This window comes from Pseudomonas sp. c313, assembly GCF_055407145.1.
In genome coordinates this window covers 625,957-639,159 of record NZ_JBUZRD010000003.1, presented here as the reverse complement: position 1 = coordinate 639,159, position 13,203 = coordinate 625,957, and the positions used below count along the sequence as shown (strand labels likewise).

Sequence of the window (13,203 nt, the reverse complement as noted above, 5' to 3'; positions counted from 1 at the left end):
GTTAAAAAGGTGTTCAAAAGTACCTCTTCACATTCCGACAGTTGGATGACTAAACGGTAACAAAATTGTCAAAAACCCTTGCCATGATGCGCTCAAGCGAACCTGTGAAATCTCCTACAGGCGCCTCCTCTGTGAGCCTCCATGAACCACAGCATCGACCATGGCCATCAGGATTCGGATCTGTTTGGCCTGCTTTACGGTTTCCGTTTCAGGCCGGGTGAAAAAGCCGAGCAGATCGATTCGGCTGCTGCTCTGAAAGCCTTGCAGCAGCCCACTGATCCCGACGAATTCCTTTGGCTGCACCTGAACCTGGCCCACGCGGCATGCGAACGCTGGATGCAGGCGCATCTGGAGTTGCCGGAAGAGTTTTTCGAGGCCTTGCACGAAGGTTCACGCTCCACTCGCATCGAGCATGTGGACTCGGCCTTGCTGGCGGTGGTCAACGATGTGGTGTTCAACTTCAGCAGCATGATGTCTTCGGACATCTCCACCCTGTGGGTCTGCGCCCGTAGCCGATTGCTGATCAGCGCACGCCTGCAACCGCTGCACTCGGTGGACAAGCTGCGCTCCTCGGTCAAGGCCGGCGAACGCTTTCGATCGCCCCTGGAGTTGCTCGTGCATTTGCTACGGGACCAGGGCGAAGTGCTGACGCAGATCGTGCGCAAGACCAGTATCAGTATCGACCAGATCGAGGATCAGCTGTTGTCCTCACGCCTGTCCACCAACCGCTCGGAACTGGGAGCCATGCGCCGGGTACTGGTGCGCCTGCAACGCCTGCTGGCGCTGGAGCCGGGTTCGTTGCTGCGCTTGCTCAACCGCCCGCCGCAATGGCTACAGAAAGAAGACGTGAAGGAGTTGCGTAAATCCACCGAGGAATTTGCGCTGATCATCAACGACCTGATGGCCCTGGGGGAGCGGATCAAACTGTTGCAGGAGGAGATCGCCGCCAACCTCAACGAACAGAGCAACCGCACCCTGTTCACCCTGACCGTGGTCACGGTACTGGCGCTGCCGATCAATATCATTGCCGGGTTCTTTGGCATGAACGTCGGTGGTGTACCGCTTTCCCAGGACCCCGAGGGCTTCTGGATTCTGGTGGCGCTGGTGGCAACGTTTACCTTGATTGCCGGTCGTTGGGCGTTTCGCAAGCGCAAGGATTATTGAGCCCCTCTGCCTTGAAAATAAGGGCGCAATGCTCCTCGTAACCGTCGAGCCCCAGCGAGGCTCGACAATTGCTACAGCCGGTCATGCCAGAGGCTGATTTATGGACCAGCGGCACACTCAATCCTCTAAAGACTGACTTACCGCAGTACCCCTGTAATATTCTGCAATGATCATGGGCGGCATCCTTCCTCACTGGATGCCCCTGCATGGCCACCCCTTCCCTGACCGCTTCCACACGGGCTCACGCAGCCGATTCAAAACCCCAGTTGGACCAAAAGCCCAGCCTGTTGACGGTGATCACTTTCTTCACCGTCCTCGCCATGGGCCTGCTGTTCACCGCCTACAGCCTGATGCGCGACATGCACGAACTGGGCACGGTGGTGACTACTTGGATGCCATTCCTGCTGCTGGGTGTGGCGCTGCTGATCGCCCTGGGCTTCGAGTTCGTCAATGGTTTCCATGACACTGCCAACGCCGTGGCGACGGTGATCTATACCAACTCGTTGCCGCCACATTTTGCCGTCGTGTGGTCGGGATTCTTCAATTTTCTCGGGGTGCTGATGTCCAGTGGCGCAGTGGCGTTCGCCATCATTGCCTTGCTGCCGGTGGAGTTGATTTTGCAGGTCGGTTCATCCGCCGGTTTCGCCATGATCTTCGCCCTGCTGATCGCGGCGATCCTGTGGAACCTCGGCACCTGGTGGCTGGGCCTGCCGGCGTCTTCGTCCCATACCCTGATCGGTTCGATTATCGGCGTCGGCGTGGCCAATGCCCTGATGCACGGACGTGACGGCACCAGCGGCGTGGATTGGAGCCAGGCATTCAAAATCGGCTATGCGTTGCTGCTGTCACCGCTGATCGGCTTCGTCTTCGCGGCACTGCTATTGCTGGCACTGCGCGCGTTTGTGAAAAACCGCTCGTTGTACAAGGCACCCAAGGGCAACACCCCGCCGCCGTGGTGGATTCGCGGCATGCTGATCGCCACCTGCACCGGCGTCTCTTTCGCCCACGGCTCCAACGACGGACAGAAAGGCATGGGCCTGATCATGCTGATCCTGGTGGGTACGTTGCCGATGGCCTACGCGCTGAACCGCACCATGCCGGCCGATCAGTCGCTGCAATTTGCCGCAGTAGCCCAAGTCACCCAGCAAGCCTTGGTGAAAAGCGCACCGCAACCGGCCCCAGCCGACCCGCGTCCGACCCTGTCGGCCTACGTACGCACCAAGGAAGCAACGCCAGAATTGATCCCCGCCCTCGCCGCCCTGGCCGGGCATATTGGTGAAGAAGTGAAAGGCTATGGCTCGTTGGCCAAGGTGCCCGCCGAGGCCATGGGCAACGTGCGCAATGACATGTACCTGACCAGCGAAACCATTCGCCTGATAGACAAGGGCAAGGTCGGTAATTTCGACGCCGACACCCAAGGCAAGCTGCAACTGTTCAAGCAACAGATCGACAACGCCACCCGTTTTATTCCGCTGTGGGTGAAAATTTCCGTGGCCATTGCCCTCGGGCTTGGGACCATGGTCGGTTGGAAGCGCATCGTGGTAACGGTGGGCGAGAAGATCGGCAAAACCCACATGACGTACGCCCAGGGCGCTTCGGCGGAGATGGTAGCGATGCTGACCATTGGCGCAGCGGACATGTTTGGCTTGCCGGTGTCCACCACCCACGTGCTGTCCTCGGGCGTGGCTGGGACCATGGTCGCCAACGGCGGCGGCTTGCAGATGAAGACCATCCGCAACCTGCTGATGGCCTGGGTGCTGACCTTGCCGGCGGCGATTGTGTTGTCGGGGAGTTTGTACTGGTTATTCACCCAATTGTTCTGAGTTGTGGCGAGGGGCTTGCCCTAATTGCTCGCTGACGGCAGCAACTGGATCACCCGTCAGCGGATCGAAGCTTCGGGCGTGATGTTCCTGTAATACCAGCGGTGCAAACGTCGGCGCTGTCTTACACAGTGAGCGCCCGACGTTGCATCAGTTTCTCGCGCAGTACGTCATACCCCCAGTGGTACACGTAGGTGTACGGCAGGAAGAACAGCAGCACGCCGATGTCGAGGATGAACGCCTGCAACAGGCTGATATTCAGCCACCAGGCAATCAACGGGACACAGCCAATCACCAGGCCGCCTTCAAACAGCAAGGCGTGCAGCACACGGGTCCAACCGCCGCTGGCCAGTTGCAGGCGCACCTTGAGGCGGTCGAACAGGCTGTTGAAAACGATGTTCCAGCTTAGCGCCATCAGGCTGATCGCCAGGGTCACCATGCCCATTTCCAGGGCCGGTTTATCCATGATCCATGCCAGCAGCGGTGTGCAGATCGACAAGGCCAGGATCTCGAAACCGATGGCCTGGAAAACGCGTTCAGTAATTGACTTGGTAGGGTTCATGACCCGGCTCCATGAGTGACAACGGTTGCCATAATTACCCGTCAGACCGATACTCCATAACCAATAACCATCGATCAAGGCGATAGAGCGTGGCCTCTCATGAAGTGTTGCAGGCGTTTGTCCAGGCGGCGACCCAAGGTTCGTTTTCAGCGGCGGCGCGCAAGCTTGGCAAGAGCCAGTCCACCGTCAGCGCGGCGGTGGCGAGCCTGGAAATTGACCTGAACGTGATGCTGTTTGATCGCAGCAGCCGCAAACCCAGCCTCACCCCGGCTGGCCATGTCTTGCTGCAACGGGCCGAACAGGTGCTGGAGGCCAGCAGCCGCCTGGAACTGGCGGCCAGTCAGCTGTCCCAGGGGCTGGAACCCAGGCTCAGTATTGCCATGTCCGATACTTACCAGTCGCAGCGTTTTGAAACCGCCATCATCGCTTTTGCAGAACGTTACCCCGACCTTGAGCTGGAATGGCTGATCGCCGAATGCGATGACCTGATCGATCTGGTGCAAAGCGGCCGGGCGCAGATTGCCTTTATCGAACAGCAGAAGGTTTATCCGCCGGATCTGACCAGTTCCCCGGTGGAAGAACGCACGGAAATCGCCTTGTTCGTTTCACCCCAACATGTGCTGGCCAGCCTTGAGGTCGTCGATCAGCAGACCTTGCAGCAACACCGCGAGCTACGCCTGGCGAGCATCGTCAACCCTTATGACAACCGCGCCACAGGCCGGGTGTGGTCGGCGGCCAGTTACCTGATGCTGATGGAAATGGCACAGCTGGGTTTCGGCTGGGCGCCGCTGCCACGCTGGCTGGTGGAGCGTTTCGGCAACGATAGCCTGCAGGAACTCAACGTGCGCGGCTGGCCGCGTTTGGTGGCGGTGGATGCGCTGTGGTCACGCCAACGTCCGCCTGGGCCAGCCGGGAGTTGGATGTTGGAGAAGATACTGGAGTAATCCCGGATAGCGACGCGCCAGCCAGCGTTAAGCGAGCGTGCTCGCGTCTACAGGTGATCATCCATGTTCAGTTGCATCAGGCGCCGCTCGATGAATCGCCGCTCCGGTGTTTGCTGGGTCAGTTCTAGAGCCCGCTCAAAGGCCGCCCTTGCCTCTGCCACCCACCCCAACTGCCGACAAAACTCCCCCCGTGCCGAATGCGCCAGGTGGTAGTCCAGCAACTCCCCTCGCGCCAAAACCCCATCGACCTGCCGCAACCCCGCCAACGGCCCGTCGCGCATGGCCAGCGCCACCGCGCGGTTGAGTTCGATCACCGGCGACGGCATAGCTCTGAGCAGCACGTCGTAAAGCCCGACAATCTGTGGCCAATCGGTCTCGGCGGCGCTCAAGGCCTCAGCGTGCACGGCGGCAATTGCCGCTTGCAGGCAGTAAGGCCCGAAACGCCGGGTGGTCAGCGCCTTCTCCACCAGGAGACAGCCTTCGGCAATCAAGGACGCGTCCCACAATGAACGGTCCTGCTCGTCCAGCAGCACCAACTCACCGCTTGCCGAGGTACGCGCCGGGCGCCGGGATTCGTGGAGCAACATCAGCGCCAGCAGGCCCATGACTTCCGGTTCCGGCAGCAACTCCATCAACAACCGCCCTAGGCGAATGGCTTCGCGGGTCAGGTCATCACGGGTCAAGTCCGCGCCCATGGATGCCGAATAACCTTCGTTGAACACCAGGTAAATCACCCGCAACACACTGTCCAGGCGTTCGGGTAATTCGGCCAGGGACGGCACTTGATAGGGAATCCTGGCCTCACGAATCTTGCCCTTGGCCCGCACGATACGCTGGGCGATGGTGGCCGGCGCAACGAGAAAGGCCCGGGCGATTTCCTCGGTGGTGAGGTCGCAGATTTCACGCAAGGTCAGCGGCACCTGAGCATCCGCCGCCAGCGCCGGGTGGCAGCAGGTGAAGATCAGGCGCAGGCGATCGTCTTCCACGTCTTCAGCGCTCCAATCGACCTCTTCCAGCTCTTCAGCCTGGGCCAGCAGCAGCCTCTGGGACGCGGCGAACCGTGCCTGTCGACGCAAGCGGTCAATCGCCTTGAAGCGCCCGGTAGACACCAGCCAGGCGCGAGGATTTTCTGGTACACCGTCCTGCTGCCAGCGCTCGACGGCGACGAAGAACGCCTCGTGCAAGGCTTCTTCAGCGAGGTCGAAATCGCCCAGCAAGCGAATCAGCGTGGCAAGGATGCGCCGCGATTCGCTGCGGTATACCGCTTCAACCTGGGCCTGGACTGTCAATCGACCATGCCCTCAGTGACCAATGTCACCAGCCTATCCAGGCTCTGGCCCCAGCCCTCATGAAAGCCCATGGCTTCGTGGGCCTGCTTATCGGCCTCGGTCCAGTGCATGGCCCGAGCGGTGTAGAGGGTTTTACCGTCGACTTCTTCGAGGGTCACTTCGGCGGTCATGAACGGCTTGCTCGACGGAATCCAGCCTGGAGTGAAGGCATCGGTGAACACCAACCGCCGTGGCGCAACGATCTCCAGGAATACGCCCTGGGTCGGGTACTCGGTGCCATCCGGGGCGCGCATCAGGGTGCGAAACAGCCCACCGACCCACAGGTTCATTTCGCACTCGGGGGTGGTCATACCATGGGGGCCCCACCATTGTTGCAACAACGCAGGTTCCGTCCAGGCGCGAAACACCCGGCGGCGTGGCGCGTCGATCAAGCGGCTGATGGATAACTCGAATTGGGCGGGCTGTACACCCGCCTGGGGTTGAGTGCTCATGGGTAAATCTCCAGAGTTTTATGATTGTTTTGTTCAGAGATTCAATTCACGCACAGGGCGTACTTCCACGCTGCCGACCCGTGCCGCCGGAATGCCCCCGGCGAGCTGGATCGCTTCATTCAGGTCCCTGGCGTCGATAAGGTAAAAGCCCGCCAGTTGCTCCTTGGTTTCGGCAAACGGCCCGTCGGTGATCGACAACTTGCCGTTGCGCATACGCACGGTGGTGGCTGTCGTGACCGACTCCAGCGCCTCGGCGGCAATCATCCGCCCGCTGCCTTGCACCGACTCGGCATAGGCCTGGCATTCGGGATCATTCGGGCTTTCAGGCAAGCTGTGAAGCAACTGCTCGTCGCTGTAGACCAGGCATAGGTACTTCATAAAATTCTCCGCTTTCGGACTATCAACTATGGCTGCAGATGAGCGGGCCGGCTGAATTCCCGACGATCAGGGTTTGAGCTCAAACAAGCCCGCGCCGGTTGCCATGTCAAAGGGTGTCGACCAGTGTTCATGGCGATGCTCCTTTTATGGGAAAAATCACGGAAGACACCCTTAGTCGAGTGGGCATTCGGCAAATCGACAAGTCGGCGAAAAATAATTGCGCTCACGGCAAACCCGCTAGAATCCGCGCTTCTTTGTAGGATTTCGGATGCCCTGCCGATGGAAACCCGCCTCGTCGCCTATGAGACGCTGAACGCTGTGCAGCAACAGCAACTGAGCGCCCTTGAAGTCCATCCCGAGCAACTGCCGTATTCCGGCGACATCTACTGCGCGCTGAACACGCTGCTGGTCAACCCCAGCCCAGGCATCAAAGGCTTCGCGCTGTTGGCCGACGAAATTCCCGTCGCCTTCCTGTTGCTCAAACGCCCGCCCTGCCTGCCCCATTGGGCCGACGAACACAGCGCCACCCTGCATGCCCTGCAAGTCGACCGTAGCCAGCAAGGCCGGGGGTTTGGCAAAGCCTGCCTGCAGGCGTTGCCCGCCGCTGCGCAATTGGCGTGGCCGCAGATCAAGGCCCTGGAGTTGTCGGTGGACAATGACAATGTGGCGGCGATGGGGCTGTATTTGCAGCAGGGTTGGGTAGATAGCGGTGAGGCTTACAAAGGACGAATTGGCTATGAGCGCCGGCTGGCATGGGTGTTTGCTCAGGAGTAAAAGCCCGACTACTCCGACTCGGGCGCCCCCAAAGGCTTCAAGAAGTAAACCACTCGTTCGGTTTCAGCGAAGCCCAGAGATTGATGCATGGCGTGGCTCCCCTGGTTATCCAGCAGCGCATCCGAGGCCAGTTCCGTGCAGCCCATTTCCCTGGCCCACTGTTCGACAGCCGCCACCAATTGCCGGGCCACCCCGTTACCACGACTGGCTGGCACTACGTACAAACCTTCGAGAAAGGCCACCGGTGAGGTACTGGTGCCGTTGACGTAATCACGCCGGATCGACGCCTCGGTAAAACCGAGGGCGTTGCCGCTGTCATCGTTGAAAGTCAGCACACGATAGCGGTCTGGAGCGCTCAACAGAGTGTGCATTTCATGCTCATTGCCTGGTTCCGAATCCGAACCCGGCCACAGGGCAACGCGCAGAGCCTGCCAGCCAGCGAAGTCGAGCAAAGTACAGTGCCTGATCATCAAAGGGCCACTCGAGAGAAAACGGCCAAAGAGCATAAATCATCTTTGGCCACGGTTTCAGGCCTTTGCTTCAACCGGCAACCAAATCTCCACGGTGCCAGTACCTTTATCTGCATTGAAGTCGGCGCTATAGCGCTCAAAATCAGGCCCTACGACCTTGTATCCAGAGCTTGGCAGCCACTCATATATAACCCGCTCATAGGTCTGTTTAAGTGCCTGCACCGGGCCGTAGTGGGGGAAGACCGCATAGCGGTGGGCCGGGATTTCAATCGACTGGAAGTTGCTCGGCACATCGCGCTTGGCAAGCACTTCGACCCCGGCGACGTAGTCGAACTCATCGTGCTTGTTGTTGTAGCAGACGCCGTAGCTCATGCCGCCAACGCGTTTACGAATACCCTTGATGCAACTATCGAACAACTCCCACAACCTGGGAATATCCCCCATCGTGGCCTTGCCGTAACGGCCGCCAACACCCGCGATCACCAGGGCCTTGCCCTCTTCCATGCGCGGTTCCAGTGATAGCTTTGCCTGTTGATTCATCTGAACAGTCTCCATCAATGAGTGAATAAAGCCTTACCGAGTATAGGGTCATACAGGCGTTTCACTCAAAGCACAAAATATTCATCGCGCCATCTGGACAACTGGCCATCATCGCCCGTATCGTCTGCCCGCAGGCCACCGCAGTGGCCGACGTCGCTCGGACGGTTCCGGGCGCTTACGTACTTCGAGGCAACACATGGCAGACCAAGGTTCGCCGCGCCGCTTTGCGCGCATAGATCGACTCCCCCCTTACGTATTCAATATCACTTCCGAGCTGAAGATGGCCGCCCGTCGTCGTGGCGAAGACATCATCGACTTGAGCATGGGCAACCCCGACGGCCCCACTCCACCGCATATCGTGGAAAAAATGGTGACCGTCGCCCAGCGTGAAGACACCCACGGCTACTCCACTTCCAAAGGCATTCCGCGTCTGCGCCGGGCGATTTCGCGCTGGTACAAGGACCGCTATGAAGTGGACATCGACCCGGAAACCGAGGCCATCGTCACCATCGGTTCCAAGGAAGGCCTGGCGCACTTGATGCTCGCCACCCTCGACCAGGGCGACACCGTATTGGTGCCCAACCCCAGCTACCCGATTCACATCTACGGTGCCGTGATTGCCGGTGCCCAGGTGCGTTCGGTGCCGCTGATTCCCGGCGTGGATTTTTTCGCCGAGCTGGAACGGGCGATTCGCGGCTCGATCCCCAAGCCGAAGATGATGATCCTGGGCTTTCCATCCAACCCCACCGCACAATGCGTGGAGCTGGATTTCTTCGAACGGGTGATCGCCCTCGCCAAGCAGTACGACGTGCTGGTGGTGCATGACCTGGCCTACGCCGACATCGTCTACGATGGCTGGAAAGCCCCCTCGATCATGCAGGTGCCCGGCGCCAAGGACATCGCGGTGGAGTTTTTCACCCTGTCCAAGAGTTACAACATGGCCGGCTGGCGCATTGGTTTCATGGTCGGTAACCCGGAGCTGGTCAACGCCCTGGCACGGATCAAGAGTTACCACGACTACGGCACCTTTACCCCGCTGCAAGTCGCCGCGATTGCTGCATTGGAAGGCGATCAGCAGTGTGTGAAGGACATTGCCGATCAGTACCGCCAACGCCGCAACGTGCTGGTCAAGGGCCTGCATGAGTTGGGCTGGATGGTGGAAAACCCCAAGGCATCGATGTACGTCTGGGCGAAGATTCCCGAAGCTTATGCGGCGATGGGTTCGCTGGAGTTTGCCAAGAAGTTGCTGCTGGAGGCGAAGGTTTGCGTATCACCGGGGATCGGCTTTGGCGAGTATGGGGATGATCATGTGCGCTTTGCGCTGATCGAGAACCAGGACCGGATTCGCCAGGCGATACGAGGGATTCGCGGGATGTTCCGGGCGGATGGGCTAGTGCAAAAATAACGGCTGACACGCATGTAGGAGCGAGCTTGCTCGCTCCTACAGTGGTTCGCTGATGTGGCCTACACCACCAACGACAGCAACATGATGAACCCCAACGCCACGATGGACAGAATCGTCTCCATCGCCGTCCAGGTCTTGAAGGTCTCGGCCACGGTCATATTGAAGTACTGCTTGACCAGCCAGAACCCCGCATCGTTGACGTGAGAAAGAATCAACGACCCTGCACCCGTCGCCAGCACCAGCAACTCCAGGTTCACCCCCGGCACCATCCCCACCACCGGCACCACGATGCCTGCACCGGTAATGGTCGCCACCGTCGCCGAACCGGTCGCCACGCGAATCACCGCCGCCACCAGCCACGCCAGCAGGATCGGATTGATCTGCGCTGTCACCGCCATATGGCCGATTACGTCACCCACGCCACTGGTCACCAGCATCTGCTTGAAGCCGCCGCCTGCACCGATGATCAGGATGATGGCTGCGGTCGGCGCCAGGCTGGCGTCGAGCCACTTGAGGATCTGTTTGGAACCGATGCCCTGGCGATGGCCAAAGGTGTACAGCGACAGCAGCAACGCCAGGAGCAAGGCGCTGATGGGGTGGCCGATCATGTCCATCCAGTTGCGCACGATGTGGCCGTCCGGCAGGGCAATGTCGGCGAAGGTTTTCAGCAGCATCAGGAGGACGGGCAGCAACACGGTGATCAGGGTCACGCTGAAGCTCGGCAGCGTTTTGGAGTCTGATTCGCGAGCCAGTTGATCCACCAGTTCCTGGGACGGGTTGCCGGGGATGTACTTGGCAATGAACGTGCCGTAGAGCGGGCCGGCGATGATTGCCGTAGGCAGCGCGACAATCAGGCCGTAGAGAATGGTCTTGCCGATATCGGCACCAAACACGCCAATGGCCAGCAGCGGGCCCGGGTGCGGTGGCACCAGCCCGTGGACCGCCGACAGGCCGGCCAGCAGCGGGATACCGATCTTGATCAGCGACACGCCGGTGCGGCGGGCGACGATAAACACCAGCGGGATCAACAGCACAAAGCCGATCTCGAAGAACAGCGGGATGCCCACCAGGAACGCCGCAAACATCATAGCCCACTGCACCCGCTCCTTGCCGAAGGCGCGGATCAGGGTCTGGGCGATCTGATCAGCACCTCCCGATTCGGCCATCATCTTGCCGAGCATCGTACCCAGCGCCAGGATAATCCCGACAAAGCCAAGCACCCCGCCGAAGCCGTCCTGAAACGCCTTGATGATCTTGTCCACGGGCATGCCCGAGGTCAGCCCAAGGAAGCCTGCCGCGATGATCAACGCAATGAACGGATGGAACTTGAACCGAGTGATCAAGACTATCAACCCGATAATGGTGACCACTGCATCAAGCAGCAGGTAGGAATCGTGGGACATGCCAAACATGGGGGGTGTCTCCTGTTTGTTGTTGTTATTAAAGCGGGTATTGAATTTCCTGCGTCAGGACAGCGCTACCTTGTCCGGCAAAAAATCATTTGATTAGTTCAAAGCCGTGTTGACGCCACCAGACATCGGTTTGCTCGGCCAATTGCTCGACGCTGTCTTTGCTGGCATTCAACGCCAGGGTCAACGGCTCGCCCACCGGGGATTGGAGGGTGGCGAACTGGCTGTCGATCAGGCTCGCTGGCATGAAATGGCCGGGGCGATGGGAGACGCGGTCGGCGGCGACCTCACGAGTCAGATCCAGGAAGACAAAACCCAGGCCCGGCGCAGCCTCGCGCAGGTGGTCGCGGTATTTCTTCTTCAGGGCAGAACAGGTCAGCACTGGATGCTCGCCAGCTTTAAGCGAACGGCGCAGTTCCTCACAGAGGATGTCGAGCCAGCCGGCACGGTCGTCGTCGTTGAGGGGGTGGCCAGCGCTCATTTTTTCAATGTTGGCGGCAGGATGAAAGCTATCGCCTTCGATGGCCGTGGCGCCGTTCAACAGGCACAAAGCCTCGCTGACGCTGGACTTGCCACAGCCAGAAACACCCATGATCACCAGGGCAGTAACAGGTTGACTCATGAAACACCTCAGGACGCAGACAGCGCTACCTTTGCCAACCGTAAGGCTAATGCAAAAATAGGCTTTCCCGCGCCTTCTTGTCATTTTTATGGAGTGACGCGTGCATCCTCGCCAGGGACTCAAACAGGATCAGGCAACCCGACGCTCAAGTATTTGCAGGCTTATGGAGACAGCGCTACCTTAGTGCCTCGATTTTTGTTTGGCAAGCCGCCTGATGACCTCCAAGAACGATAAAAATACCCGCACGACGGGACGCCCCACCCTCAACGAAGTTGCACGCCTGGCCGGTGTCAGTCCGATTACCGCCTCCAGGGCCTTGCGCGGTATCAGCACCGTGGCCACCGAACTGGTGGAAAAAGTGCAGAAGGCCGCCGCCGAGCTGAGCTACGTGGTCAACCCCGCCGCCCGCGCCCTGGCTTCGGCCCAGAGCCAGTCGGTGGTGGTGCTGGTACCATCGTTGTCCAACCTGCTGTTCATCGAAACCCTGGAAGCCATTCATCAGGTGCTGCGGCCCAAAGGCTTTGAGGTGCTGATTGGCAACACCCATTACTCCCGTGACGAAGAAGAAAACCTGCTGCGCAACTACATGGCCTATCAGCCGCGTGGCTTGCTGCTGACCGGATTTGATCGCACCGAAAGCGCCCGACGCATGGTCGAATCGAGCAATGTGCCGTGTGTCTACATGATGGATCTGGACCCTGGCGCCGGCTTGAACTGCGTTGGCTTCTCGCAAACCAGCGCCGGCGAAACCGCTGCCAAGCACCTGATCTCGCGGGGCCGCAAGCGCCTGGCCTACATCGGCGCACAACTGGACCAGCGCACCCTGCTGCGAGGCGAAGGCTTTCGCCGGGCATTGCAACAGGCCGGGCTGTATGACCCGGACCTGGAGCTGCTGACACCGCGTCCGTCATCCGTTGGCCTGGGCGGTGAACTGTTCCTGCAAATGCTGGCCAGTCATCCCGATGTGGATGCGATCTTTTTCGGCAACGACGACCTGGCCCAAGGCGCCCTGCTGGAAGCCCTGCGCCACTCAATCAAGGTGCCGGAACAAGTGGCAGTATTGGGTTTCAACGACCTGCCCGCCTCCTCATTTATGGTGCCGCGCCTGAGCAGCATCAGTACGCCTCGGGAGGCCATTGGGCGACGGGCAGCGGAGCATTTATTGACGCTGTTGGCGGGTAACAAAATTGCCAGGCCGGTAGTGGATATGGGATTTGAGTTGATGGTGCGCGAGAGTACCTAAACCGATCGCGCATGGCTCAACCCCTGCGTACTGGTGACGCAGAACGTGGGAATGATCTTAAACAACCTCGTCGCCATCCCACGTCCCTGCTA

The 13,203-nt window shown here is 59.6% G+C and carries 14 protein-coding genes; 6 read left to right on the top strand and 8 right to left on the bottom strand.

All coding sequences use genetic code 11. The features are described from left to right. Positions 1-141 precede the first annotated feature (141 nt). Both ACZRKZ_RS12480 and ACZRKZ_RS12475 read left to right on the top strand, forming a co-directional pair. A complete protein-coding gene (locus ACZRKZ_RS12480; RefSeq protein WP_463981719.1) occupies positions 142-1,164 on the top strand; it encodes a transporter in 1,023 nt (340 codons plus the stop codon). A gap of 206 nt (positions 1,165-1,370) precedes the next feature. Further along, the gene (locus ACZRKZ_RS12475; protein WP_463966846.1) at positions 1,371-2,987 is read left to right on the top strand and encodes an inorganic phosphate transporter; all 1,617 of its coding nucleotides are present in this window, start codon (positions 1,371-1,373) and stop codon (positions 2,985-2,987) included. 121 nt (positions 2,988-3,108) lie between these two features. On the opposite strand, the gene ACZRKZ_RS12470 is transcribed toward ACZRKZ_RS12475, so the two are convergent. Then, positions 3,109-3,546, bottom strand: a complete 438-nt coding sequence (locus ACZRKZ_RS12470; protein ID WP_463966847.1) for a multidrug/biocide efflux PACE transporter — start codon at positions 3,544-3,546, stop codon at positions 3,109-3,111. 89 nt (positions 3,547-3,635) lie between these two features. Between ACZRKZ_RS12470 and ACZRKZ_RS12465 the strand changes: the two genes are divergently transcribed. Beyond that, positions 3,636-4,490, top strand: a complete 855-nt coding sequence (locus ACZRKZ_RS12465) for a LysR family transcriptional regulator (protein ID WP_463966848.1) — start codon at positions 3,636-3,638, stop codon at positions 4,488-4,490. Between the two features lie 47 nt (positions 4,491-4,537). On the opposite strand, the gene ACZRKZ_RS12460 is transcribed toward ACZRKZ_RS12465, so the two are convergent. From ACZRKZ_RS12460 to ACZRKZ_RS12450, 3 genes are read right to left on the bottom strand one after another with little or no spacing between them, the layout of a single operon-like run. Then, positions 4,538-5,779, bottom strand: coding sequence for an RNA polymerase sigma factor (locus ACZRKZ_RS12460; protein WP_463981718.1), 1,242 nt, complete (start codon positions 5,777-5,779; stop codon positions 4,538-4,540). Continuing rightward, complete coding sequence (locus tag ACZRKZ_RS12455) at positions 5,776-6,270, bottom strand: SRPBCC family protein (RefSeq protein WP_463966849.1); 495 nt, start codon at positions 6,268-6,270, stop codon at positions 5,776-5,778. Before ACZRKZ_RS12455 ends, ACZRKZ_RS12460 begins: the two co-directional genes overlap by 4 nt. Before the next feature lie 33 nt (positions 6,271-6,303). Next, positions 6,304-6,648, bottom strand: a complete 345-nt coding sequence (locus ACZRKZ_RS12450) for a YciI family protein (protein WP_149413817.1) — start codon at positions 6,646-6,648, stop codon at positions 6,304-6,306. A 279-nt stretch (positions 6,649-6,927) separates the two neighbouring features. On the opposite strand from ACZRKZ_RS12450, the gene ACZRKZ_RS12445 reads away from it, so the two are divergent. Next, positions 6,928-7,422 carry a GNAT family N-acetyltransferase gene (locus ACZRKZ_RS12445; protein ID WP_463981717.1) on the top strand — a complete coding sequence of 165 codons (495 nt, stop codon included), beginning with the start codon at positions 6,928-6,930 and terminating at the stop codon, positions 7,420-7,422. Positions 7,423-7,430: 8 nt separating this feature from the next. Here the strand turns inward: ACZRKZ_RS12445 and aac(6') are convergent, their stop codons facing one another. Together aac(6') and ACZRKZ_RS12435 are read right to left on the bottom strand one after the other, a co-directional pair. Then, positions 7,431-7,892, bottom strand: coding sequence for an aminoglycoside 6'-N-acetyltransferase (gene aac(6'), locus ACZRKZ_RS12440; protein ID WP_463981716.1), 462 nt, complete (start codon positions 7,890-7,892; stop codon positions 7,431-7,433). A gap of 57 nt (positions 7,893-7,949) precedes the next feature. Then, positions 7,950-8,432, bottom strand: a complete 483-nt coding sequence (locus ACZRKZ_RS12435) for a GyrI-like domain-containing protein (protein WP_463981715.1) — start codon at positions 8,430-8,432, stop codon at positions 7,950-7,952. 196 nt (positions 8,433-8,628) lie between these two features. Between ACZRKZ_RS12435 and alaC the strand changes: the two genes are divergently transcribed. Beyond that, positions 8,629-9,837: an alanine transaminase gene (gene alaC / locus ACZRKZ_RS12430; RefSeq protein ID WP_463966853.1), complete on the top strand. Its 1,209-nt coding sequence runs from the start codon at positions 8,629-8,631 to the stop codon at positions 9,835-9,837. Between the two features lie 59 nt (positions 9,838-9,896). Here the strand turns inward: alaC and ACZRKZ_RS12425 are convergent, their stop codons facing one another. Further along, a complete protein-coding gene (locus ACZRKZ_RS12425; RefSeq protein ID WP_133099489.1) occupies positions 9,897-11,249 on the bottom strand; it encodes a GntT/GntP/DsdX family permease in 1,353 nt (450 codons plus the stop codon). 85 nt (positions 11,250-11,334) lie between these two features. Beyond that, complete coding sequence (locus ACZRKZ_RS12420) at positions 11,335-11,868, bottom strand: gluconokinase (protein ID WP_463966854.1); 534 nt, start codon at positions 11,866-11,868, stop codon at positions 11,335-11,337. Positions 11,869-12,079: 211 nt separating this feature from the next. Here ACZRKZ_RS12420 and gntR point away from each other — a divergent pair, with 211 nt between their 5' ends. Continuing rightward, the gene (gntR, locus tag ACZRKZ_RS12415) at positions 12,080-13,111 is read left to right on the top strand and encodes an HTH-type transcriptional regulator GntR (protein ID WP_463967406.1); all 1,032 of its coding nucleotides are present in this window, start codon (positions 12,080-12,082) and stop codon (positions 13,109-13,111) included. Positions 13,112-13,203 lie beyond the last annotated feature (92 nt).